We start from the raw sequence: 24,343 nt of genomic DNA, 5'->3' as shown, positions 1-24,343 counted from the left end.
TGGTGAATGGAACCGGGCAGCAGCCCCGGTCACAACCGCATTGCCAATGCCTTGCGCGGTCGGCGAAGACCGTGTCCTGCGCGCCCTCGATCAGGGTGCGACGTCAGAAAACCGATTCCAATTGCAAGCCGAATTCAGGCAGGAAACCTCATGATCGACGCGTTCGAACTCCCCAGCACAATGGTCCAAGCCCTTCAGCGCCGCGCGGCCCTGACGCCGGATCGGGTGGCCCTGCGCTTTCTCGCCGAAACCCAGGACCAGGCGGTGCTGCTCAGCTATCGCGAACTGGACTTGCGGGCGCGGACGATTGCCGGCGCGTTGCAGACCCAAACGGATGTCGGCGACCGCGCGGTGTTGCTGTTCCCCAGCGGCCCGGATTACGTCGCGGCGTTCTTCGGTTGCCTGTACGCCGGGGTGATCGCGGTGCCGGCTTATCCGCCGGAGTCGACGCGCCGTCATCATCAGGAGCGCCTGCTGTCGATCATCAGCGATGCCCAGCCACGCTTGCTGCTGACCAGCGCCGGACTGCGCGAAGGGTTGCAGCAGATCGAAGGGGCGCCGCCGCTGCTGTGTGTCGATACCCTCGACGGCGCACTGGCCGAGCGCTGGGTCGCGGTGGACCTGCAGGCCGATCACATCGCCTTCCTGCAATACACCTCCGGCTCCACCGCGCTGCCCAAAGGCGTGCAAGTCAGCCACGGCAATCTGGTGGCCAACGAATTGCTGATTCGCCACGGTTTCGGCATTGACCTGAACCCCGACGACGTCATCGTCAGCTGGCTGCCGCTGTACCACGACATGGGCCTGATCGGCGGCCTGCTGCAGCCGATTTTCAGCGGCGTGCCCTGTGTGTTGATGTCCCCGGCGTATTTCCTCGGCCGGCCGTTGCGCTGGCTGGAGGCGATCAGCGAATACGGCGGCACCATCAGCGGCGGGCCGGATTTTGCCTATCGCTTGTGCAGCGAACGGGTCAGCGAGTCAGCCCTGGAGCGGCTCGACCTGAGTGGCTGGCGCGTGGCGTATTCCGGTTCCGAACCGATCCGCCTCGATACCCTGGAACGCTTCGCCGGGAAGTTCGCCACCTGCGGTTTCACCGCGGACAGCTTCATGGCCTCCTATGGTCTGGCCGAAGCCACCTTGTTCGTGGCCGGCACCGCGCGCGGCAAAGGCATCGGCAACCTGCGGGTGGACGATCAGGCCCTGGCGCAGAACCGAGTCGAAGCGGGCGAGGGCAGCGCGATCATGAGTTGCGGTATCAGCCAACCGGCGCACGCGGTGCTGATCATCGACCCGGTCTCCCTCAGCGAGCAGGCCGACAACGTCGTCGGCGAAGTCTGGGCCAGCGGGCCGAGCATCGCCTCAGGCTACTGGCGCAATCCCGAGTCGTCGGCCAAGGCCTTCGTCCGGCACGCCGGCCAGACCTGGCTGCGCACCGGGGACCTGGGTTTCCTGCGCAATGGCGAGCTGTTCATCACCGGGCGCCTGAAGGACATGCTGATCGTGCGCGGGCACAACCTGTACCCGCAGGACATCGAGCAGACCGTCGAGCGCGAAGTGGAAGTGGTGCGCAAAGGCCGGGTTGCCGCCTTTGCCGTTACGGTTGATGGTCAGGAAGGTATCGGCATCGCCGCCGAAATCAGCCGCAGCGTGCAGAAAATCCTGCCACCGGAATCCTTGATCAAAGCCATTCGCCAAGCCGTCGCCGAGGCGTATCAGCAAGCGCCGAGCGTGGTGGTGCTGCTCAATCCGGGCGCGCTGCCCAAGACCTCCAGCGGTAAATTGCAGCGCTCGGCGTGTCGCAATCGTCTGGCGGACGGCAGTCTCGACAGCTACGCGATGTTCCCGTCGGCCGCCACACAAAGTGCAGGCCGGATCGAGTCGGGCTCCGAGCTGCAAAGCCTGATCGGCCAGATCTGGTGTGAGCAGTTGCAAGTGACGCAGGTGGGCGCCGATGATCATTTCTTCCTGCTCGGCGGCAACTCCATAGCGGCGACGCAAGTGGTGGCGCGCCTGCGTGAAGAGCTCGGTCTGGAGTTGAACCTGCGTCTGCTGTTCGAAGCGCCGACCCTCGGCGCATTCGCCGATGTCGTGGCCCGTCTGCAACAGGACGGTGGCCTGGCCCAGGGCGCGATCACGGCGCTGTCGCGCCAGCAACCGATGCCGCAATCGCTGGCACAAAACCGCCTGTGGATCACCTGGCAACTCGACCCGCAAAGCAGCGCCTACAACATTCCCGGTGCCTTGCGCCTGCGCGGCGAACTGGATGAGGACGCCTTGCGCGCCAGTTTCCAGCAGTTGATCGAGCGCCACGAATCCCTGCGCACGCGATTCTTCGAGCGCGACGGGGTGGCGCTGCAACAGGTCGTTGCGGCGGCCGGGTTCAACCTGCAACTGATCGATATCAGCGACCTGCCGACCGCCGAGCGCGAGGCCCGGGCGCAGCAGATTCGAGAGGACGAAGCGCGAACCCAATTCGACCTGGAGAAAGGCCCGTTGCTGTGGGTGACGCTGGTTCGCCTCGACGACGAAGACCATCAGTTGCTGGTGACGATGCACCACATCATCGCTGACGGCTGGTCGCTGAACGTGCTGATCGACGAGTTCTCGCGCCTGTATGCGGCCGCCTCCCAGGGCCAGCAAGCGGAGCTGGCGCCGTTGCCGACGCAGTACGCCGATTACGGCAGCTGGCAGCGGCAATGGCTGGCGCAAGGGGAAGGCGAGCGTCAACTGGCCTACTGGAAAGACCGCTTGGGTGATGAGCATCCAACCCTGAGCCTGGCCACCGACCATCCACGTGCTGCCCAACAACTGCACAGCGCCGCTCGCCACACCGTGCGTCTGGGCGCTCCCCTGAGCGATGGGATTCGCCAGACCGCCCAGGCCCATGAATCGACCGCCTTCATGCTGTTGCTGGCTGCGTTCCAGACCTTGTTGCACCGCTACAGCGGCCAGGGTGATATCCGTATCGGCGTGCCCAATGCCAACCGTCCGCGCCTGGAAACCCAGGGCCTGATCGGTTTCTTCATCAATACCCAGGTGCTGCGTGCCGAGGTGGACTCGCGCCTGCCATTCGTTGAGCTGCTGGCGCAGACCCGTCAGGCGGCGTTGGGTGCGCAGGCGCATCAGGACCTGCCGTTCGAGCAACTGCTGGAAGCCTTCCCGCAAGCCCGTGAACAAGGTCTGTTCCAGGTCATGTTCAACCACCAGCAACGGGACCTCGGCGCATTGAAGCGCTTGCCGGGGTTGTTGGCCGAAGAGTTGCCCTGGCATAGCCGCGAAGCCAAGTTCGATTTGCAGTTGCACAGTGAAGAAGACCGCAACGGTCGCCTGACCCTGTCCTTCGACTACGCCAGCGAATTGTTCGAGGCCGCCACCATCGAGCGCCTGGCCGAGCATTTCAGCAACCTGCTGCGCGCTGTCTGCGATCAAACGGACACCGCCATCGGTGACCTGCCGCTGTTGACCGCTGCCGAGCACCATCAGCAATCGGACTGGGCCAGCGCACCCTGCGCAGCGGCCAGCCAATGGCTGCCGGAGTGGCTCACTGAGCAGGCGCGCCAGACCCCGCAGCGCATCGCGCTGGTGTGGGACGGTGGCCAGATGGACTTCGTCGAACTGCACACCCGGGCCAACCGTCTGGCCCATTACCTGCGCGACAAAGGCGTTGGCCCGGACGTTTGCGTGGCCATCGCCTGCGAACGTTCGCCGCAACTGCTGATCGGCCTGCTGGCGATCCTCAAGGCCGGTGGAGCCTACGTGCCGCTGGACCCGGAGTACCCGGCCGAACGCCTGGCCTACATGCTCAGCGACAGCGGTGTTGAATTGCTGCTGACGCAAACCCGATTGCTTGAGTGCCTGCCAGCGACTGACGGCGTCAGCGTGATCGCCATGGACACCCTGCACCTGGACGGCTGGCCGAGCCATGCGCCGGGGTTGCACCTGTACGGCGACAACCTTGCCTATGTGATTTACACCTCCGGCTCCACGGGCCAGCCCAAAGGCGTCGGCAACACCCACGCCGCGCTGGCCGAGCGCCTGCAATGGATGCAGGACACTTACCGCCTGAACGAAACCGATGTGCTGATGCAAAAGGCGCCGATCAGTTTCGATGTGTCGGTGTGGGAGTGCTTCTGGCCGCTGATCACTGGCGCACGTTTGCTGATCGCCGGTCCCGGCGAACACCGCGATCCGCATCGCATCGCGCAGTTGGTGCAAGCGTACGGCGTGACCACGTTGCACTTCGTGCCGCCGCTGCTTTCGCTGTTCATCGAGGAGCCGCTGAGCGCTGAATGTACCAGCCTGCGCCGGGTGTTCTCCGGGGGCGAGGCCTTGCCGGCGGAGCTGCGCAACCGGGTGCTGGCGCAACTGCCGGCAGTGCAATTGCACAACCGCTACGGACCGACTGAAACCGCAATCAACGTCACCCACTGGCAATGCTCCAGCGCCGATGGCGAACGCTCGCCGATTGGCCGGCCGCTGGGCAATGTGATTTGCCGCGTGCTCGACAGTGATCTCAATCCCGTTCCGGTCGGTGTGCCGGGTGAGTTGTGCATCAGCGGCGTTGGCCTGGCCCGTGGTTACCTCGGTCGCCCGGCGTTGACCGCCGAACGCTTCGTGGTCGATCCGTTGGGCGAGCCGGGCGCGCGCCTGTATCGCACTGGCGACCGGGCGCGCTGGACGGCGGATGGGGTGATCGAATACCTCGGCCGTCTCGATCAGCAGGTCAAGTTGCGCGGGTTCCGCGTCGAGCCGGAGGAAATCCAGGCGCGCCTGCTGGCCCAGGACGGCGTTGCGCAAGCCGTGGTGCTGGTGCGCGACACCGTGGCCGGGGCGCAGTTGATCGGTTACTACACCGCAGCGAACCATGCCGGGGAGGAAGCCGGGCAAACCGCACGCCTGAAAAGCGCTTTGGCCGCCGAACTGCCCGAATACATGGTCCCGGCACAATTGATGCGCCTGGAACAAATGCCCCTCGGCCCGAGCGGCAAACTCGATCGCCGCGCCTTGCCGGAACCGCAGTGGCAGGTTCGCGAACACGTCGAGCCAGTGACTGAACTGGAGCAACACGTCGCCGGAATCTGGCGCGAAGTGCTGGGCCTGGCGCAAGTCGGTTTGCGCGATGATTTTTTTGCCCTCGGCGGCCACTCGCTGCTGGCCACGCAAATCATCTCCCGCACCCGCCAGGCCTGCGATGTCGAGTTGCCGCTGCGGGTACTGTTCGAACACAGCGAACTCGGTGCATTTGCCGAACAGGTTCGCCTGATCCAGGTCAGTGGCAGCACCAACAAGCAGCCGCCCATTGAAAAAGTCGACCGCAGCCAACCGGTGCCGCTGTCCTATTCCCAGCAGCGCATGTGGTTCCTCTGGCAGATGGAGCCGGACAGCCCGGCCTACAACGTCGGGGGCATGGCGCGGTTGTGTGGCGTGCTCGACGTAGCGCGTTTCGAGGCGGCGCTGCAAGCCCTGATCCTGCGTCACGAAACCCTGCGCACCACGTTCCCGAGCATCGACGGCGTCGCCCGCCAGCAAGTACACGGGCAAACCGGCGTGCGCATGGATTGGAAGGATTTCACCGCGCTGGATGACGAAGTCCGCGAGTGGCAGGTCCAGCAACTGGCCGACGATGAAGCGCACCAGCCATTCGATCTGGAAACCGGACCGCTGCTGCGCGCCTGTCTGGTCAAGACCGCCGAACAGGAACACTACTTCGTTCTGACCCTGCACCACATCGTCACCGAAGGCTGGGCAATGGACATTTTTGCCCGGGAACTGAGCGCGCTGTACGAAGCGTTCGTCGATGATCGTGAATCACCGCTGGCGCCATTGCCGGTGCAGTACCTGGATTACAGCGTGTGGCAGCGTCAGTGGCTGGAGTCCGGCGAGCGTCAGCGCCAGCTCGATTACTGGAGCGCGCAACTGGGCCGCGAACACCCATTGTTGGAGTTGCCGACCGACCGTCCGCGTCCGCCGGTGCAAAGCCATCAGGGTGAGTTGTATCGCTTTGACCTCAGTGATGAGCTCGCGGCACGGGTTCGCGCCTTCAACGGGCAAAACGGCCTGACCCTGTTCATGACCATGACCGCCGCCCTGGCCACGCTGCTGTACCGCTACAGCGGCCAGACCGACCTGCGTATCGGCGCGCCGGTGGCCAACCGCATTCGTCCGGAAAGCGAAGGGTTGATCGGTGCGTTCCTCAATACCCAAGTGCTGCGCTGCCGGCTCGACGGGCAGATGTCTGTCGGCGAGTTGTTCGAGCTGGTGCGCCACACGGTGATCGAAGGCCAGTCCCATCAGGACCTGCCGTTCGATCATCTGGTGGAAGCCTTGCAACCACCCCGAAGCGCGGCCTACAACCCGTTGTTCCAGGTGATGTGCAACGTGCAGCGCTGGGAGTTCCAGCAAAGCCGCACCCTGGCCGGCATGACGGTCGAGTACCTGGCCAACGATGCCCGCGCGACCAAGTTCGACCTCAACCTGGAAGTCACCGACCTCGACCATCGCCTGGGTTGCTGCCTGACCTACAGCACCGATCTGTTCGACGAAGCGCGTATCGCGCAAATGGCCCGGCATTGGCGCAATCTTCTGCAAGCACTGATTGCCGATCCGCAGCAGCGCTTGAGTGAGTTGCCGCTGCTGGCCAGTGGCGAACAACAACACCTGCTCGACAGCCTTGGCGTCGAGCCGGGCGAACATCGGCTGGATCAGTGCATCCATCACCTGTTCGCCGAGCAAGCCTTGACGCGCAAAGACGCTCCGGCCCTGACCTTCGCCGGGCAGACCTTGAGCTACGCCGAACTCGACAGTCGCGCCAACCGCCTGGCCTGGATGCTGCGTGAACGCGGTGTCGGTCCGCAGGTGCGCGTAGGCCTGGCACTGGAGCGCTCGCTGGAGATGGTTGTCGGCCTGCTGGCGATCCTCAAGGCTGGCGGCGCCTATGTGCCGCTGGATCCGGAGTACCCGCTGGACCGCTTGCACTACATGATCGAAGACAGCGGCATCGGTTTGCTGCTCAGCGATGCGGCGATGTTCAAGGCTTTGGGCGAGTTGCCGGCGACCGTCGGCCGCTGGTGCCTTGAAGAAGACGCGGCGGCACTGGTCAGTTACCCGGCCACCGAGCTGCCGCTGATCAGCCTGGCGCAGCATCAGGCGTACCTGATCTACACCTCGGGCTCGACCGGCAAGCCGAAAGGCGTGGTGGTGTCCCACGGCGAAATCGCCATGCATTGCCGCGCGGTGATCGAGCGCTTCGCCATGCGCGCCGATGACTGCGAACTGCACTTCTATTCGATCAACTTCGACGCTGCCACGGAGCGTTTGCTGGTGCCGTTGCTCAGCGGTGCGCAAGTGGTGCTGCGGGCTCAAGGGCAGTGGGACGCGGAAGAAATCTGCGGCCTGATCCGTCGTCATCACATCAATGTCCTCGGTTTCACGCCGAGCTACGGCAGCCAGTTGGCGCAATGGCTGGCAACGCAAAATGAAACCCTGCCGGTGCGCATGATCATTACCGGCGGCGAAGCGCTGACCGGTGAACACCTGGCACGCATTCGCGCAGCCTTCCAGCCGAGCCAGTTCTTCAACGCCTACGGCCCGACCGAAACCGTGGTCATGCCGCTGGCCGGTCTCGCCCCTGAAGTACTGGAAGAGGGCGCCGCAAGTGTACCGATCGGCAGCGTGATCGGCGATCGCGTGGCCTACATTCTCGACGCCGACCTGGCGTTGGTGCCGCAAGGCGTGACGGGCGAGTTGTACGTCGGTGGCGCGGGCCTGGCCCAGGGTTATCACCAGCGTCCGGGCATGACCGCGGAGCGCTTTGTCGCCGATCCGTTTGTCGCCGGCGGCGGGCGTATCTACCGCACCGGCGACCTGGTGCGCCAGCGCGTCGATGGCCTGGTGGAATACCTCGGTCGCATCGACCATCAAGTGAAGATTCGCGGCTTCCGCATCGAGCTCGGTGAAATCGAAACCTGTCTGCTGGAGCACGAATCGATCCGTGAAGCGGTGGTGCTGGCGCTCGATGCACCGAGCGGCAAGCAACTGGTCGGCTATCTGGTGACTGACGTCGCAGAGCTTGGCGAGGCGCAGCAGGCTGAACTGCGTGAAGCGCTCAAATCGCATCTCAAGTCGCAACTGCCGGACTACATGGTGCCCACGCACCTTATCCTGCTGGCGCGCATGCCGCTGACCACCAACGGCAAGCTCGACCGCCGTGCTCTGCCGGCACCGGACCCTGAGCTGAACCGTCAGCAGTACGTGGCGCCGAGCAACGAGCTTGAAGTCACGCTGGCGCAGATCTGGTGCGAAGTGCTCAACGTCGAACAGGTAGGTCTCAATGACAACTTCTTCGAACTGGGCGGCGACTCGATCCTGTCGATCCAGGTGGTCAGCCGGGCGCGGCAGCAGGGCATCCATTTCAGCCCCCGCGACCTGTTCCAGCACCAGACCGTGCAGACCCTCGCCGCCGTGGCCAGCCGCAGCGAGCTGGTCAGCGCCGAGCAGGGCCTGATCATCGGCGAGTCGCACCTGACACCGATCCAGCACTGGTTCTTCGACACCGACATCCCGCAACGCCAGCATTGGAACCAGGCGTTGTTGCTGCACCCGACTGTGGCCCTCGAACCCCATCGTCTGGAGCAAGCACTGCTGGCGGTGATCGAGCAGCACGACGCCTTGCGCCTGCGTTTCAGCAAGGTCGCCGGCCAATGGCAGGCCACGCACCAGTCGATGTCCGAAGCGCCGGTGTTGTGGCAGGTGCGCGTTTCGTCCATGGACAAATGCGCAGCCTTGTTCGCCGATGCCCAGCGCAGCCTCGATCTTGAAGAAGGGCCGTTGCTGCGTGTGTTGCTGGTCGATGGTCCCGACGGTCAGCAACGGCTGTTTATCGCGATTCACCATTTGCTGATCGATGGCGTTTCATGGCGCGTGCTACTGGACGATCTGCAAACCGTGTATCGCCAACTGCACGCGCAGCAGTCGGTGAAACTGCCAGCGAAAACCAGCGCCTTCAAAGACTGGGCCGCTCGCTTGCAGGCCTACGCCGGCAGCGATTCCTTGCGCGAGGAACTGGATTGGTGGCAGGCACACCTGGCCGGACCAATTGCCGATCTGCCCTGCGATCACCCCGAGGGCGGGCGGCAGAACCGGCATGGGCAAAGCGTCAGCGTGCGTCTCGACAGCGAGCGTACCCGGCAGTTGCTGCAACAGGCACCGAGTGCCTATCGCACCCAGGTCAACGACTTGCTGCTGACCGCATTGGCCCGCGTGCTGTGCCGCTGGAGCGGTCAGCCATCGGCGCTGATTCAACTGGAAGGCCACGGCCGCGAAGCGCTGTTCGACGACATCGACCTGACCCGCACCGTCGGTTGGTTCACCAGCGCTTATCCGCTGCGCCTGACCCCGTCGAACATCGAAGAAGCGGCCGGGCAGGGCGCGTCGATCAAGGCGATCAAGGAGCAACTGCGTGCCGTGCCGCACAAAGGCCTGGGCTATGGCGTGCTGCGCTATCTCGCCGATGACCGGAGTCGCCAGCGCATGGCCGGGTTGCCGGTGGCGCCGATCACCTTCAACTACCTCGGCCAGTTCGACCAGAGCTTCGGCGCGGACGCGCTGTTCCATCCACTGGATGAAGCCCTTGGCGCGGCCCACGATGGCAATGCCCCGCTACCCAACGAGCTGAGCGTCGACGGTCAGGTGTATGGCGGTGAACTGGTACTGCGCTGGACTTTCAGCGCAGAACGCTTCGATGGGCAAACCATCAACGAGTTGGCAGATGCCTACCTCGGTGAGTTGAGCAGCTTGATCGAGCATTGCCTGCGCGACGACGCGGGCGGCCTGACGCCGTCGGACTTCCCGCTGGCGAATCTCAGCCAGACGCAACTGGATGCGCTGCCGGTCCCGGTCGCCGCCATCGAAGACGTCTACCCGCTGACCCCTATGCAGGAAGGCATGCTGCTGCACACCTTGCTGGAGCCGGGCACCGGCCTGTACTACATGCAGGACCGCTACCGCATCAACAGCGAGCTCGACCCGCAGCGTTTCGCCCAGGCCTGGCAAGCAGTGATCGCCCGCCACGAAGCCTTGCGCGCGTCCTTCTGCTGGAACGTCGGCGAAGACATGCTGCAAGTGATCCACAAACCGGGCGACACGCCGATCGAATACCTCGACTGGAGCGATCTCGCCGAAGCCGAGCAGGAGCCGAAACTGCAATCCCTGCTCAAGACCGAACGCGAGGCCGGGTTCGATCTGCTCAACCAGGCGCCGTTCCAATTGCGTTTGATCCGTGTGGGCGAGGCGCGCTACTGGTTCATGATGAGCAACCACCACATCCTCATCGATGCCTGGTGCCGTTCGCTGCTGATGAGCGATTTCTTCGAAATCTACAGCGCCCTCGGCGAAGGCCGGGAAGCGCAGTTGGCGATGCCGCCACGTTATCGCGACTACATCGGCTGGCTGCAGCACCAAAGCCTGGCTGAAGCACGGCAATGGTGGAAAACCAATCTGCAGGGGTTCGAACGGACCACGCCTATCCCGAGCGACCGGCCATTGCTGCGCGAACATGCCGGCGACAGCGGCGGCATGATCGTCGGCGACCGCTACACAAGGCTCGATGTCCGGGACGGCGTGCAATTGCGCGAACTGGCCCAGGCCCATCAGCTGACCATCAATACCTTCGCCCAGGCGGCGTGGGCACTGGTGCTGCGACGCTTGAGCGGGGATCGCGACGTGCTGTTCGGCGTCACCGTGGCCGGGCGTCCGGTGGACATGCCACAGATGCAGCGCACCGTCGGCCTGTTCATCAACAGCATCGCGCTGCGGGTGAAAATGCCCGAGGACGGCCAGCGTTGCAGTGTGCGCCAGTGGCTCAGCGGTCTGCTCGACCACAACATGCAACTGCGTGAATACGAATACCTGCCGCTGGTGAACATCCAGGAGCAAAGCGAACTGCCCAAGGGCCAGCCGCTGTTCGACAGCCTGTTCGTGTTCGAAAACGCCCCGGTTGAAGTCTCGGTGCTGGACCGTGCGCAGAGCCTCAACGCGACCTCGGATTCGGGGCGGACCCATACCAACTTCCCGCTCACGGCCGTGTGCTATCCGGGGGATGACCTGGGCTTGCACCTGTCCTACGACCAGCGCTACTTCGATGAGACCACGGTCGAGCGCATGCTCGGTGAGTTCAAGCGTCTGCTGCTGGCGTTGGTGGAAGGTTTCCATGGCGACATGGCTGACCTGCCGTTGCTGGGGGCCGAGGAGCAGGATTTCCTCATCCAGGGCTGCAACCAGAGCGAGCAGGATTACCCGCTGGAGCAGAGCTACGTTGCACTGTTTGAAACCCGGGTTGCCCGGAACCCGCAGCGGATTGCCGCCAGTTGCCTGGACCGCCAGTACAGTTATCTGGAGCTGAACCAGCGCAGCAACCGCCTCGGCCATGCATTGATCGCCGCCGGTGTCGGGCGCGATCAGCCAGTGGCCTTGCTGGCCGAACGCAGCCTCGATTTGCTGGGCATGATCATCGGCAGCTTCAAGGCGGGGGCGGGTTACCTGCCGCTGGACCCGGGTTTGCCGAGTCAGCGTCTGAACCGGATCATCGATCTGAGCCGCACGCCGTTGCTGGTGTGCACGCAAGCGTGTCGTGAGCAGGCGCAGGCCTTGCTTGAGGCGTTCGGCTGCTCCAGCCGGCCACGGCTGCTGGTCTGGGAGGAGGTCCAGACCCTGGCGCTGTCGGCGGACAATCCAGGCCTCTACAGCGGCCCGGACAACCTCGCCTACGTGATCTACACCTCCGGCTCCACCGGTTTGCCCAAAGGCGTGATGGTCGAACAGCGCGGCATGCTCAACAACCAGTTGAGCAAGGTGCCGTACCTGAACCTGAGCGACGCCGACGTGATCGCGCAAACCGCGTCGCAAAGCTTCGATATTTCGGTGTGGCAGTTCCTCGCCGCGCCGTTGTTCGGCGCACGGGTGGACATTGTGCCGAACACCATCGCCCACGATCCCCAGGGGTTGCTGGCCCATGTGCAAAGCCAGGGCATCACCGTGCTGGAAAGCGTGCCTTCGCTGATCCAGGGCATGCTCGCCCAGGAACGCATGAGCCTAGACGGCTTGCGCTGGATGCTGCCGACGGGGGAAGCGATGCCGCCGGAACTGGCGCATCAATGGTTGCTGCGCTATCCGCAGATCGGCCTCGTGAATGCCTACGGCCCGGCGGAGTGCTCGGATGACGTGGCGTTCTTCCGCGTCGATATGGCTTCGACTCGCGGCAGCTACCTGCCGATCGGCACGCCGACCGACAACAACAAGTTGTACCTGCTCGACGGAGCGCTGGAACTGGTGCCGCTGGGCGCGGTGGGTGAGCTGTGCGTGGCGGGGACCGGGGTCGGTCGCGGCTATGTCGGCGATCCGCTGCGCACCGCCCCGGTATTTGTGCCGAACCCGTTCGGCGCACCGGGTGAGCGCCTGTATCGCACCGGCGACCTGGCCCGCCGTCGCAGTGACGGTGTGCTGGAATACGTCGGCCGTGTCGATCATCAGGTGAAGATCCGTGGTTACCGTATCGAACTGGGTGAAATCGAGGCTCGCCTGCATGAACAAGCGGAAATTCGTGACGCAGCGGTCAGTGTGCAGGAGGGGGCGAACGGCAAGCATCTGGTGGGCTATCTGGTCGCGGCGGATGTTGCGTTCGATCCGGCTGAACGCCTGGAGCGCATCAAGCAACGCCTGCGTGCCGAACTGCCGGAATACATGGTGCCGCTGCACTGGCTGTGGCTGGACAAGCTGCCGCTCAACGCCAACGGCAAACTGGACCGCAAGGCTTTGCCTGCGCTGGAGATCGGCCAGCTGCAAAGCCAGGATTACCAGGCACCACGCAATGAGCTGGAGCAGGCCCTGGCAGACATCTGGGCCGAGGTGTTGAAGGTCGAGAAGGTGGGCGTTCGCGACAACTTCTTCGAGTTGGGCGGGCATTCGCTGCTGGCCACGCAAATCGCCTCGCGGGTGCAGAAAACCCTGCAACAGGAGGTGCCGTTGCGGGCGATGTTCGAATGCAGCACGGTGGAAGAACTGGCCCGGTACATCGACGGGTTGGCGGCCAGCGAGCTCACCGGGGAGAAGGTGGATCGCTTGAATGATTTGATGGCGGAGCTGGAGGGGTTGTGAGGCTGAGATAGCAGCGCAGTGCAAGCTGCCAGTCATGCATGACTGACAGCTTGTATGGGCGATTCAGGAAGGGGTTGATTTCCAGCTCCACCGGGTTTGGCTCATATCCAGGCCCAGGGCCTCGAGTTTTTCAGATACATACTGTAAACAATTACGCCCATCTGGTTGATAGTGTCCCGAAGCATCATTAACCATCGTAACAATGTCCTCGATGACATAGCTTTTGTTCATTCGGTTAATTCTGAACTCGCCTGCGCAGATGACTGGTTTACCACTGCCAAGTTGGCTGTGTCTCGTGTAATCAGCGCGAAGGGCATGGTTCCATCGTTTGTAAATGATCGAGCCTTCGGGTGTATAGACCCACGTGTAACTATCGTTTGGTCCATTGCTCTCAATAATTTCGCTTTTGTTGTTTTTTAGAATTGTTCCAATCAGGTGCCCGTCGATCATCCCAACTAACTGTCCTGCACCATCGATTTTCGAAGGGTCATAAGTTCGCCAGGACTTCAGGTCCGCCAAGTAGGGCATCCACCTGACGGGGTAAGTATGGGCGTTGAGGTCGATGGGGCGCCCGTCAGAATTGCACCAGTTTGCACGATTGATATACCCGCTCCATACGATTTGATAATGACTTGAGGTTGTAGTAATCCATTCATTTATCTTGTTTAATGAAATGTTCGAAAAAATATCATTGACAATAATTGTCAGAGATTCGAGTTCCCAGTCATCACTGGCGATTGGATGGACACCTGGTAACTGATGCAACACGATCCGGGTCAATTGGCCAAGGCGCAGGCTCTTGGCGCCAAAGACGCGGGGCAGGTCAATGTCGATCGAGATGTTTTGCCCGACTCTCGGTGCTTTACAAAAAAGATCGACGTCTGATTCATTATTAAAACTTATGTAAATGTCGTCGTCGGTGCCCGCCCAGTATTCATTTTTTATTTTGGCGATAATGGTGAGCTTGGTGATTTCTGTAGTGAGGTCTTTAGCTGGGGTGAAAGTGCACGTCATTTTTTCATCCTTGAAATGTTTTGCTTGAGGCTGTGTTTGGTGTCGCTAGATTAGATTATATTTTTGATGCTGGTTGAATTGTGTTTTTATGGGTTTGTTGCTGTTTGTTGGTGGCTTTGTAATTGGTTGGCGCTGGAAGTCGGCTAATGGCTAAGTCGGAACTAACAGGCGTCGCGCATTAAGCATGAGCAAATCTTGGTGGTTGTTTGTATCGAAGTGTCGAAGTATTGAAGTATTGAAGTGTTGAAGTGTTGAAGTGTTGAAGTGTTGAAGTATTGAAGTATTGAAGGTTGAGAGGGTGGGCGTTCGCGAAAATTTTTCCGAGTTGAGCGGGCATTCGCTGCCGACCACGCAAATACACCTCCTCAGCACACTGCCAATGCCTTCTTCTCAAGCATTCTGTCTGTATGTCGGCGATTGCGACAGTGGTTAGATTTCCATTCGAAACAAGGTGGTGGCTACTGTCGGACTTGACAGTTTGCTGACGAAAAAAAACGGTATTTCCGACCAATGGCTCCGAGAGCCTGCTCACGGTGGCGGTTATACAAACGTATACATTCTCGCGATTGACTGCTATCCGTCAGCCGCTCAGTCTTCCGGTTCAATTTTTCCGCGGAAACAGTCGATGCCCTTCGTAACGATAGACGGACAGGCCCTTCACTACATCGATCAAGGCACCGGCCCGGCGGTTCTGCTGGCCGGTAGTTACCTGTGGGACCAGGCCATGTGGGCGCCGCAGATTGCTGCGCTCTCGCAGCAGTATCGTGTGATCGCCCTGGACCTGTGGGGGCACGGCCAATCCGGGCCGTTGCCTGTCGGTACGACGTCCCTGGATGACCTGGCGCGTCAGGCCCTGGTCCTGCTCGATCATCTGGATATCGAACGGGTCACGCTGGTCGGCCTGTCGGTTGGCGGCATGTGGGGCGTGCGCCTGGCCTTATCGGCAGCGCACCGGCTCAATGGCCTGGTGTTGATGGACACCTACGTCGGCGCCGAACCGGAGCCGACTCGCCAGTATTACTTTTCACTGTTGAAGCAGATCGAGGAGGCGGGTGTTATCACGCCAGCGTTGCTGGATATCGTGGTGCCGATTTTCTTCCGGACAGGCATTGATCAGCAGTCGGCGCTCTACCGGGATTTTCATGCTTCCCTCGCGGCTCTACCTGCGGATCGCCTGCGTGAAAGCATCGTGCCGATGGGGCGGATTACGTTTGGGCGCGATGATCAGTTATCGCGTCTGGGCGAACTGGATGCAGCGAACACACTGGTGATGTGCGGTGATCAGGACAAACCTCGGCCACCGGGTGAAGCCCGTGAAATGGCCGAGCTGATTGGCTGTCCTTGGGTGCTGGTGCCGGAGGCGGGGCATATTTCCAATCTGGAGAATCCGGACTTTGTCACCCAAGCGCTGCTGGAGTTTTTGGCTGAGCGCAATCCGGCGTAGGGTTTGCAAAAAAGATCGTCCGAAGGCTCGGGCCGCGTTCGGACGATCTTTTGATCTTGCTTACTTCGGTCCGAGAATCTTCGCCAGTTTGTCCGGCGACGGCGCGCCTTGCTGCTGTTGCAGATTGCCCTTGTCGTCCATATAGAAAATCGCCGGAGTCGCCTGCAACTCCAGTTCTTCCATCAATTGCATGTTGGCCGCGAACTTTGCCTGAATCGCCGGCGGCACTTCCTTCAAGGCCTTGAGCGAACTGTCCTTGCCGGAGGCTTCGTGGTCCTGCAGGGCTTTTTCCGGGTCCTTGGCTGCGAGCAGTGCGGCGGATTTCCCCGGGCTGTCTTCACGGATGATGCCCACCATGATGTGGCGCAACTGCACCTTGCCAGCCTTGACCCACGGCCGGGCCTGTTCCCAGAACATGTTGCAGTATGGGCAGTTCGGGTCACTGAACAGGTACACCACGCGCGGTGCATCCTTCTTGCCGTCGCCGATCCAGTTGCTGGTTTCGAACTTGGCCCAGACTTCCTTGGCCATCGGGGCATACACCAGTTTCTGCAATGGCGCGCTGCTCAGGTCATTGCCCTCGGCGTCATACAGGTTGCCCAGCAACACGTGTTTGCCATCCGGGGTCAGGTACAGCGCCATGCCGCGGTTCTGGTATTGCGCGGCATAACCGCGCAAGCCGTCGGGGGCGTCGAACTGGCCGACGATTTTCGCGCCCTTGGCCTCGATTTTCTTGATCGCATCGGGCAACTCTTCGGCCTGCACCGATGGCAGGTGCAACAGGGCAGCACCGAGGCTCAGGGTCAGCAGGTGGCGGAGGCGGGACATGGCAGTTTCCTTGAAGAGGTGACGGGTACGGTGTCGAAGTTTTCCAGCGCGCGGGCCAGGCTGGCTTCCGACAACTCGCCCAGATGGCTGCCCAGCAGGCGACCCTCGGGGTTGTAGAACAGCGTAGTCGGTAGCGCCATGGAACCGACGGCCTGGCTCAGGCGTCCGCTGCCGTCGAACAGCACGTTGGACAGGCTCAGGCCCTGGGTTTCCAGAAAGGTCGCGACGCTTTGCATGCTTTCCGCCTGATTGACGAACAGGAACGTCAGGTCCGGCCGTTGTTGCTGGGCGTTTTCCAGCACCGGCATTTCCCGGCGGCACGGCGGGCACCAGGTGGCCCAGAGATTGATCACCAACGGGCCGCCCTTGTAGTCGGCCAGTTGCACGGTTTCGCCGGCGGCGTTGCGCAAGGTGATTTCCGGCAGGCGTGTGCCTTGTTCATAAATTGACAGGGAGAACGTCGCCAACAGCCAGAACGCCAGGCCGCAGGCCACGCCAAAGCCCAATGGACGGCGCAGACCCGGGCGACGCCAGCCGCGATACAGCGTGGCGAGCAGCACCACGACCACCCCCGGCCAGGCGAGAAAACCGCCATCGCGCAGGTCGATGACCTGCCACGGATCATTGCGATAGTGCACCCAATAGGCCGCCACGAAACTGATTCGGGCCGCCAGCATGCCCAGCAGAAACAGGCTGAACAGCACCGACTCGGGGTTTTCACCACCGCGCTTGGCAACCCGCCAGCCGACAAAGGTGGCCAGCGCCAGCGCACTGATCAGCAGCAGGTGATTAAGCGCAATGGCAAAGGTGCCGAGGGTGAAGGTCAGCATTAACGGGCGTCTCGGGTGATGGTCCAGCGTTGCAGGAAAGTGTCGGCATCGACCTCGCCGGTGATGCGCTGGCTGCGCCGTTCTTCGCCGTCCGCGCCAATCCACAGCAGGCTCGGCGGCCCTGGCACTTTGTAGCGGCCGAGCAGTTCGCGGCTGGCGGCATTGTCGGCGGTGACGTCCAGTCGGAGCAAGCGCACATCGCTCAAGGCTTCGAGGACATGAGGTTTGCCGAAGACCTGCTTTTCCATGACTTTGCACGACACGCACCAGTCGGCGTAGTAGTCCAGCAGCACCCACTGGCCCTGAGCGTGTGCGGCGTCGAGTTCCCGTTGCAGTGCCTGCGGATCCTTGACGGTGGTGAAGGCATCGTGGCCAACCGGCACGGTGGCCACAGCCTGGTTCGAGGCGCGGTAGACCAGCAATGGCTTGAACGGATCATCACTGCCAGCGGCCGCACCGATCACCAATAGGCCACCCCATAAACCGAGCAGCAACGAACTGGCGCCAAACAGGTGCGCGATACGACCAAAACCTTCGGACTGTTTCCAGGCGCTGTAGGCCGCGATCAACAGCAGCGCACCGCACAATCCGACCCACAGGGATTCGTCCAGCACCGGGCGCAGCATCAGCAATGCAGTGGCGAGGAACAGGAAGCCGAAAATGCCTTTGACCAGGTTCATCCAGGCGCCGGGCTTGGGCATGAAGCGATTGCCGACGGTCACCAGCAGCAACAGCGGTACACCGATGCCGATGCCCATGGCGAACAGAATCAACCCGCCATGCAGCGCGTTACCGCTTTGCGCGATGTAGAGCAGGGCGCCGGCCAGTGGGGCGGTCATGCACGGTCCCACCAGCAGACCGGACAGCGCCCCCAGCACCCCGGCGCCGATCAGGTTGCCGCCGCGTTGATTGCGCGAGACGTTTTCCAGGCGATCACGCACGGCCACCGGCAGTTGCAGTTCGAAGAAGCCGAACATCGGCAGCGCCAGCAGTACGAATATCGCCGCGAAACTGCCCAGCAGCCAAGGGTTCTGCAACCAGGCTTGCAGGTTCGCCCCGAGAGAGGCGGCCAGTACACCCAGCGCCGCATACACTAGCGCCATGCTGATTACGTAACTGCTGGCCAGGGCGAATCCACGTCTGGGTGTGGCGCCGCTGCCAACGATCAATCCAGCCAGAATCGGCAGCATCGGTAATGAACAAGGCGTGAAGGCCAGCAACAGGCCCAGGCCGAAGAACAGCAAAAGGCTCCAGCCCAGCGCCCGTTGTTGCAAGCTGCTGGCTAGCGCCTGGTCCGGTGCTTCAGTGGCTGCATTCAGCGCATTGGTGTTGCCCAGGTCCACGACCCTGGTCTGTGGCGGATAACACAAGCCGGCATCGGCGCAGCCCTGGTAACTGACCGTGACCTGACCGCTGGCGCCAGCGGGAATCTTCAGCTCCAGGCCTTGGCGGTAGACTTGCTGTTCACCGAAAAACTCGTCGCTGTGCGCTTCACCTTCCGGCAGCGGGGGGTGCTGTTCGACAGGCAATCCGTCGAACTTCAAGCGTTTTTGGTACAGGTAATAGCCGTCGGTGATCTGCCAATAGAGCTGGGTTTCACCGGATTCCAGACGTTCAGAGGTATACGTGAAGGCTTTATCAACCGGGAGAAATTCAGGTTTGGTGTCGAACGGATTGGTTCCGGGCGCCGCTTGAACCAGGCAGGTAAATAGCCAGAGGAAAAAAACAAAAATACCGCGCATCGAAAAAGCCTTAAAAACTGCTATTGCCGAGCACGATGATGGCCGCCGATTAACCGGATGTTAACGAACTGATTCGCGCTGAAAACCGGGTTCACAGCGCGAATCGTCGTCACGGGATTAACGAGGGTCGCTATAGGTCAATCGGTATTCCGACATTGGCGGATGCGTGCGTTTCCACTCCTGTGCAAATGCTTTGCCGGCTGCTTTATCTGTTTCGGACAACGTTTCGGCAATCTGTGAAAAAACATCTGAGATGTTTTGGTATCCCTTGAACTCTTTGTGGCTTTCCATAATCAGCCACATGAGGCCGTAGGCGTTGACTAGATTCTCTTCGAGGCCGTACTCGACATCGATGCCATTTTTATCGTGGTATGCACCGCCAAGCGCATACGCGTAATAGCGCAGAGACCAAACGTCGTTTGTTTCCGTCCATTTAAGCAGCCATTCCTTTCTGACGGGAAGATCATGGCTGATGTGCGGACGATTGCTGTACCAATGTATCGCTTTCGGGAACCCGGCATCGGCTGCACGTTTGAGCCAGCCATCGATAGCCGTTTCGCGTTCATCCGTGTTCGGAATGAGGGAATGATCGTTGTCATAATGCACAGCAAGACTGTATTGCGCTTCGAGAAATCCTGCTTCTGCAGATTTTTTCATCCATTCGATATCTTTGGTTAGTTCATAAAGTTGCAGCATGGCTTCGCTGTCGCCGTGATCGGCGCGCTCCTCTGCAAGCTCTTTCGCTTTGGCAAGCGAGGTTTCATCAGCTAATCGCAGTAAGGCACGGACGTCGCCCTGGGCGCCGGCCTTTACGTACCATTCTCTCTCTGCATGGGTTTTATCCTCCTCTTTGAGACTTCTTTCCCGGAGTGTGATGACCTGTGCGAGTGCATACTGCGAATCGCGGTCCCCTGCGGTGGCGGCAATCATGAGATAGGCCTCCGATTCCCGATATTCCCCCAGGTTGTAAAGTTGCAGACCTTTTTTCCTGGCGGCTTTTTGCTCATCGTTCAGTTGGGTGATCAGTGAGCCAAGCGTGTTGAGCAAATTGAACAAAGACGTCAATGCGTCCGCGTGTATATACATGGTCAATACCTGTGTTGATGGAAGTTTGGGTGGTACGTCACACAGGTTATTCAGGCAGGAGGGTGCAGGTGCGGTACATATTTATAGGATGCCCGACAAACCATCAGTCTTGAGAAATGACTGTCAGCAGCCGGTCAAGGCATAATCCTGGCTTAACCCGGTGTCTTTTTAATCAATGTCTTTCGACAGGGTTTTCCATGCACATACTGGTTTGCGAAGACGATGAATTGATCGCCAGCGGTATCGTCGCCGGCCTGACCGCCCAGGGCCTGACCGTGGAACACGTCGCCACGGCGTCCGCCGCACGGGCGATGCTCAAGGTCGCGGAGTTTGATGTCATGGTGCTCGATCTCGGCCTGCCCGATGAAGATGGCCTCAAGTTGCTGCAGCAGTTGCGTCACCATGGCCTGGAAATCCCGGTGCTGATCCTCACCGCCCGGGACTCGGTCACTGACCGCGTCGATGGCCTGCAAGCCGGCGCCGACGATTATCTGCTCAAGCCGTTCGACTTGCGCGAGCTCGCTGCGCGCTTGCACACGCTGTTGCGGCGGGTGGCGGGGCGCAGCGTCAACCTGATCGAGCATGGTGCCCTGACCTACGACCCGAGCAGCCGCGAAACCACGCTCGCAGGGCAGCCGGTGGACCTGTCGCGTCGTGAACAATCTTTGTTGCAGGCCTTGCTGCATAACCGTGGCCGCGTGTTATCCACCGAGCAACTCAAGGACAGCGTCTACGGTTTCAACGACGAGCTGGAGAGCAACGCCCTCAACGTCCATATCCATCACCTGCGGCGCAAGCTCGGCAACGGCATTGTCGAGACCGTGCGCGGCCTGGGCTATCGCCTGGGGCCGGCTGATGGCGGAGAAGAATCGAAGTGATGAGCCTGCGTTTGCGCCTGAGCCTGACGCTCGGCGCCGCCTTTGCCTTGATCTGGGCCCTGGCCGCGGCCTGGATGCTCAGCGATTTGCGCAATCAAATGATGTTTTCCCTCGACCAGCGGCTGGTGGCGTCGGCGCGCATGGTCGCCGGACTGATGGAGCAACTGCCGCCCGTGCCGAGCAAGGGCGAGGGCACTCATTTCAGCGCCGAACAACTGAACATTCCGGGCGGCATGGCGTGCCAGGTCAGCTCGTTGCGCGGTGAGATCCTCGCCCGCAGTCACACCGATCCGCAGCAGACCCTGGAGGCCGAGAAACTTGGTTTTCACGATCAGATGATCGACGGCGCGCCGTGGCGCAGTTTTACCCTGGCCCGTGGCGATCTGCGCATCACTACCGCCGACCGGCAGATCGAGCGCGAGGCGTTGAACATGTCGATTCTGCTGGCCGCTTCGGTTCCGGTGGGCGTGGCGCTGCTCGGTTGCCTGTGTTTGCTCTGGCTGGGCATCGGCCAGGGGCTGGCGCCCCTCAACCGCATGCGCGACGCCTTGATGCGCCGCAGCGCCGACTCCCTCGAACCGTTGCAGATCCAGCCACTGCCCAGCGAGCTGCAACCCTTGCTGGAAACCCAGAACCAATTGCTCCAGCGCATCGGCAAGACCATCGAGCGCGAACGTCGCCTGACCGGTGACGCGGCCCACGAACTGCGCAGCCCGCTGACCGCGATCAAGACCCACCTGCAAGTGGCGCGGATGACTGACGGCAGCGCCCGGGACCAGTCCCTGGCCCGGGCCGAAGAGGGTGCCGACCGCATGCACCGGACCCTCGAACAATTGCTGTTGCTGGCGCGCGTCGAAGGCAGTCTGTCGTTTGACGACGGTGTGCAATGCAACGCCGAGCAAGTGGCGAAGCTGGCGATCCAGGACGCGGCGAGCGGCGATCGCCGGCGCATCAGGTTTCAGGCACCGGGCAAGGTATCCGCCGCGCCGGTACAAATGCCCGCCGTGTTGTCGATTGCCGCGCTGCGCAACTTGCTCGACAACGCACTGCGCCATACCCCCGCCGACAAAACAGTGGAGTTGAGCCTGGAGACCACCGGCAATCGTGTGCAGTTCGTGGTGCGCGATCATGGGGCGGGGATTGCCGAAGAAGACCTGCAACACCTGACCCAGCGCTTCTGGCGCAACGGCCAGAGCACCGGTTGTGGTCTGGGACTGGCGATTGTCCAGGCCATCGTTCAGCGTTGCGGTTGCACCCTGCATTTCGATAGCCGGCCGGACGGCTTGCGGGTTGAGCTGACGATGCCGCTGCAACCGGTCTGAAAAACACCGCTGAACCCTGTGGGAGCGGGCTTGCTCGCGAAGGCGGCGTAACAGTCGACATAAATGTTGAATGTGATGGCCTCTTCGCGAGCAAGCCCGCTCCCACAGGGTATTGTGGTGAACGCCAAGAAAGCGGATTGAAAGTCTAAATCCCCGCCTCGCTGATGCGTTTCCAGAACAGGAAAACCTGACAAGTGCGCCCCATGACCGGAGCGCGCACCTGCCCGGTGTGCAGTTTTGGTCACTATCCACAGCGTATTGAGGGGTCGAGAGATGTCAGTCGCTACCAGCCTTATCGAAGAGCAGCCGGCGACGTCCGCCGAGACGCTTTATCAATTCAACGAATCGCCGCTGCTGGCCCGTCAGAGCCGGCAGGAATCCAACGCCCGCAGCTATCCACGACGCATCCCCTTGGCACTCAAGCGCGCCAAGGGCATCTACGTCGAGGATGTCGAAGGCCGAACCTTCATCGATTGCCTGGCCGGAGCCGGAACCCTGGCCCTGGGGCACAACCACCCGGTGGTGATCGAAGCCATCCAGCAAGTGCTGAGCGATGAACTGCCGCTGCATACCCTCGACCTGACCACGCCGGTCAAGGACCGGTTCGTCCAGGACTTGTTCGGCTTGCTGCCACCAGCCCTGGCCGCTGAAGCGAAGATCCAGTTCTGCGGCCCGACCGGTACCGACGCCGTGGAAGCGGCACTGAAACTGGTGCGTACCGCCACTGGGCGCAGCACCGTGCTGTCGTTCCAGGGTGGTTACCACGGCATGAGTCAGGGCGCGTTGAGTCTGATGGGCAGCCTGGGGCCGAAAAAGCCTCTGGGCGCCTTGCTCGGCAGTGGCGTGCAGTTCATGCCGTACCCTTACGATTACCGCTGCCCGTTCGGGCTTGGCGGCGTGCAAGGGGTCAAGGCCAACCTGAGTTACCTGGAAAACCTGCTCAACGATCCCGAGGCTGGCGTGCAATTGCCGGCGGCAGTGATCGTGGAAGTGGTGCAGGGCGAGGGCGGGGTGATCCCGGCGGATCTGGACTGGCTGCGCGGTCTGCGGCGGATCACCGAACAGGCGGGTGTCGCGCTGATCGTCGATGAAATCCAGAGTGGCTTCGCCCGCACCGGCAAGATGTTCGCCTTCGAGCACGCCGGGATCATTCCCGATGTCGTGGTGCTGTCCAAGGCCATCGGCGGCAGCCTGCCGCTGGCGGTGGTGGTCTATCGCGACTGGCTCGACACCTGGCTTCCGGGCGCCCATGCCGGGACGTTCCGTGGTAACCAGATGGCCATGGCCGCCGGCTCCGCGGTGATGCGTTATCTGGTCGATCACAAGGTCTGCGAGCATGCCGCCGCGATGGGCGAGCGCCTGGCCGAGCACCTGCGCATCCTGCAGCGGGACTTCCCGCAACTGGGTGACATTCGCGGGCGTGGCTTGATGCTCGGCGTCGAACTGGTCGACCCGACGGGCGCGCTGGATGCCCAAGGCCATCCGCCGGCCTTCGCCCGCCTGGCACCCCTGGTGCAGCGCGAATGCCTCAAGCGTGGCTTGATCCTGGAACTCGGTGGCCGCCATGGCGCGGTGGTGCGCTTCCTGCCGCCGCTGGTGATTACTGCTGCGCAGATCGATCGCGTGGCCGAAATCTTCGGCCGGGCCCTGGTCGCCGCCACTGCCAATCCCTAAATTTCCCGCCCGGCGGAACGTTCTTTCTACATAACGGCTGCGCACACGGCGCAGCCCGCCCGAAAACGATGGAGAGACAGCATGACGTCAGTATTCGACCGTGAGGACATCCTCTTTCAGGTCGTGGTCAACCACGAAGAGCAATACTCGATCTGGCCCGACTACAAAGCCGTGCCACAAGGCTGGCGCACAGTAGGCAAAGGCGGGCTGAAAAAGGAATGCCTGGCTTACATTGAAGAGACCTGGACCGACATGCGTCCGTTGAGCCTGCGGCAGAAAATGGACGAGCAGGCGGCTGTGGCGCACTGAACCGTCATGCAAAAAGAAGCCCGCTGGACTGGTGACAGTCAGCGGGCTTTTTCAGGTCTGGAATTTG

General features: G+C 61.7%; 11 protein-coding genes. 6 read left to right on the top strand and 5 right to left on the bottom strand.

What is annotated here, in order from left to right:
- Nucleotides 1–150: 150 nt before the first annotated feature.
- Nucleotides 151–13,149 carry a non-ribosomal peptide synthetase gene (locus tag ACM6IT_RS06090; RefSeq protein ID WP_414917702.1) on the top strand — a complete coding sequence of 4,333 codons (12,999 nt, stop codon included), beginning with the start codon at nucleotides 151–153 and terminating at the stop codon, nucleotides 13,147–13,149.
- A 63-nt stretch (nucleotides 13,150–13,212) separates the two neighbouring features.
- On the opposite strand, the gene ACM6IT_RS06085 is transcribed toward ACM6IT_RS06090, so the two are convergent.
- Nucleotides 13,213–14,163, bottom strand: a complete 951-nt coding sequence (locus ACM6IT_RS06085) for a hypothetical protein (protein WP_414917701.1) — start codon at nucleotides 14,161–14,163, stop codon at nucleotides 13,213–13,215.
- A 625-nt stretch (nucleotides 14,164–14,788) separates the two neighbouring features.
- Here ACM6IT_RS06085 and ACM6IT_RS06080 point away from each other — a divergent pair.
- Nucleotides 14,789–15,607 (top strand): alpha/beta fold hydrolase, encoded by an 819-nt coding sequence (locus tag ACM6IT_RS06080; protein ID WP_414917700.1) that lies wholly within the window; start codon nucleotides 14,789–14,791, stop codon nucleotides 15,605–15,607.
- Between the two features lie 60 nt (nucleotides 15,608–15,667).
- Here ACM6IT_RS06080 and dsbG read toward each other — a convergent pair whose 3' ends face one another.
- The 4 genes from dsbG to ACM6IT_RS06060 all read right to left on the bottom strand — a co-directional run bounded on the left by dsbG (nucleotide 15,668) and on the right by ACM6IT_RS06060 (nucleotide 20,093).
- Nucleotides 15,668–16,435 (bottom strand): thiol:disulfide interchange protein DsbG, encoded by a 768-nt coding sequence (gene dsbG, locus ACM6IT_RS06075; RefSeq protein ID WP_056727059.1) that lies wholly within the window; start codon nucleotides 16,433–16,435, stop codon nucleotides 15,668–15,670.
- The gene (locus tag ACM6IT_RS06070) at nucleotides 16,411–17,265 is read right to left on the bottom strand and encodes a prolipoprotein diacylglyceryl transferase family protein (protein ID WP_414917699.1); all 855 of its coding nucleotides are present in this window, start codon (nucleotides 17,263–17,265) and stop codon (nucleotides 16,411–16,413) included. The genes dsbG and ACM6IT_RS06070 overlap by 25 nt, the downstream gene beginning before the upstream one ends.
- On the bottom strand, nucleotides 17,265–19,007 hold the full coding sequence (gene dsbD / locus ACM6IT_RS06065; RefSeq protein ID WP_414917698.1) for a protein-disulfide reductase DsbD: 1,743 nt from the start codon (nucleotides 19,005–19,007) through the stop codon (nucleotides 17,265–17,267). Before dsbD ends, ACM6IT_RS06070 begins: the two co-directional genes overlap by 1 nt.
- Before the next feature lie 117 nt (nucleotides 19,008–19,124).
- On the bottom strand, nucleotides 19,125–20,093 hold the full coding sequence (locus ACM6IT_RS06060) for a tetratricopeptide repeat protein (protein ID WP_414917697.1): 969 nt from the start codon (nucleotides 20,091–20,093) through the stop codon (nucleotides 19,125–19,127).
- A 197-nt stretch (nucleotides 20,094–20,290) separates the two neighbouring features.
- Here ACM6IT_RS06060 and ACM6IT_RS06055 point away from each other — a divergent pair, with 197 nt between their 5' ends.
- The 4 genes from ACM6IT_RS06055 to ACM6IT_RS06040 all read left to right on the top strand — a co-directional run bounded on the left by ACM6IT_RS06055 (nucleotide 20,291) and on the right by ACM6IT_RS06040 (nucleotide 24,276).
- Entirely contained in the window at nucleotides 20,291–20,971 is a 681-nt protein-coding gene (locus ACM6IT_RS06055) for a response regulator (RefSeq protein ID WP_056727055.1), read from the top strand.
- Entirely contained in the window at nucleotides 20,968–22,293 is a 1,326-nt protein-coding gene (locus ACM6IT_RS06050; RefSeq protein ID WP_414915007.1) for an ATP-binding protein, read from the top strand. Before ACM6IT_RS06055 ends, ACM6IT_RS06050 begins: the two co-directional genes overlap by 4 nt.
- Nucleotides 22,294–22,566: 273 nt before the next feature.
- Nucleotides 22,567–23,967, top strand: coding sequence for an aspartate aminotransferase family protein (locus ACM6IT_RS06045; protein WP_409079365.1), 1,401 nt, complete (start codon nucleotides 22,567–22,569; stop codon nucleotides 23,965–23,967).
- A gap of 81 nt (nucleotides 23,968–24,048) precedes the next feature.
- Nucleotides 24,049–24,276 (top strand): MbtH family protein, encoded by a 228-nt coding sequence (locus ACM6IT_RS06040; protein ID WP_056727052.1) that lies wholly within the window; start codon nucleotides 24,049–24,051, stop codon nucleotides 24,274–24,276.
- Nucleotides 24,277–24,343: the final 67 nt, after the last annotated feature.

This window comes from Pseudomonas sp. IT-P4, from assembly GCF_949767755.1.
GTDB lineage: Bacteria > Pseudomonadota > Gammaproteobacteria > Pseudomonadales > Pseudomonadaceae > Aquipseudomonas > Aquipseudomonas monachiensis.
Note: the sequence above shows the minus strand (reverse complement) of the source record. Positions and strands in the feature narration are given on the sequence as shown.

Coding starts and splice junctions, on each gene's coding strand:
- ACM6IT_RS06040 (WP_056727052.1), top strand. CDS start 24,049: ATGACGTCAGTATTCGACCGTGAGGACATCCTCTTTCAGGTCGTGGTC.
- ACM6IT_RS06090 (WP_414917702.1), top strand. CDS start 151: ATGATCGACGCGTTCGAACTCCCCAGCACAATGGTCCAAGCCCTTCAG.
- ACM6IT_RS06085 (WP_414917701.1), bottom strand. CDS start 14,163: ATGACGTGCACTTTCACCCCAGCTAAAGACCTCACTACAGAAATCACC.
- ACM6IT_RS06080 (WP_414917700.1), top strand. CDS start 14,789: ATGCCCTTCGTAACGATAGACGGACAGGCCCTTCACTACATCGATCAA.
- ACM6IT_RS06045 (WP_409079365.1), top strand. CDS start 22,567: ATGTCAGTCGCTACCAGCCTTATCGAAGAGCAGCCGGCGACGTCCGCC.
- ACM6IT_RS06070 (WP_414917699.1), bottom strand. CDS start 17,265: ATGCTGACCTTCACCCTCGGCACCTTTGCCATTGCGCTTAATCACCTG.
- dsbG (WP_056727059.1), bottom strand. CDS start 16,435: ATGTCCCGCCTCCGCCACCTGCTGACCCTGAGCCTCGGTGCTGCCCTG.
- ACM6IT_RS06055 (WP_056727055.1), top strand. CDS start 20,291: ATGCACATACTGGTTTGCGAAGACGATGAATTGATCGCCAGCGGTATC.
- ACM6IT_RS06060 (WP_414917697.1), bottom strand. CDS start 20,093: ATGTATATACACGCGGACGCATTGACGTCTTTGTTCAATTTGCTCAAC.
- dsbD (WP_414917698.1), bottom strand. CDS start 19,007: ATGCGCGGTATTTTTGTTTTTTTCCTCTGGCTATTTACCTGCCTGGTT.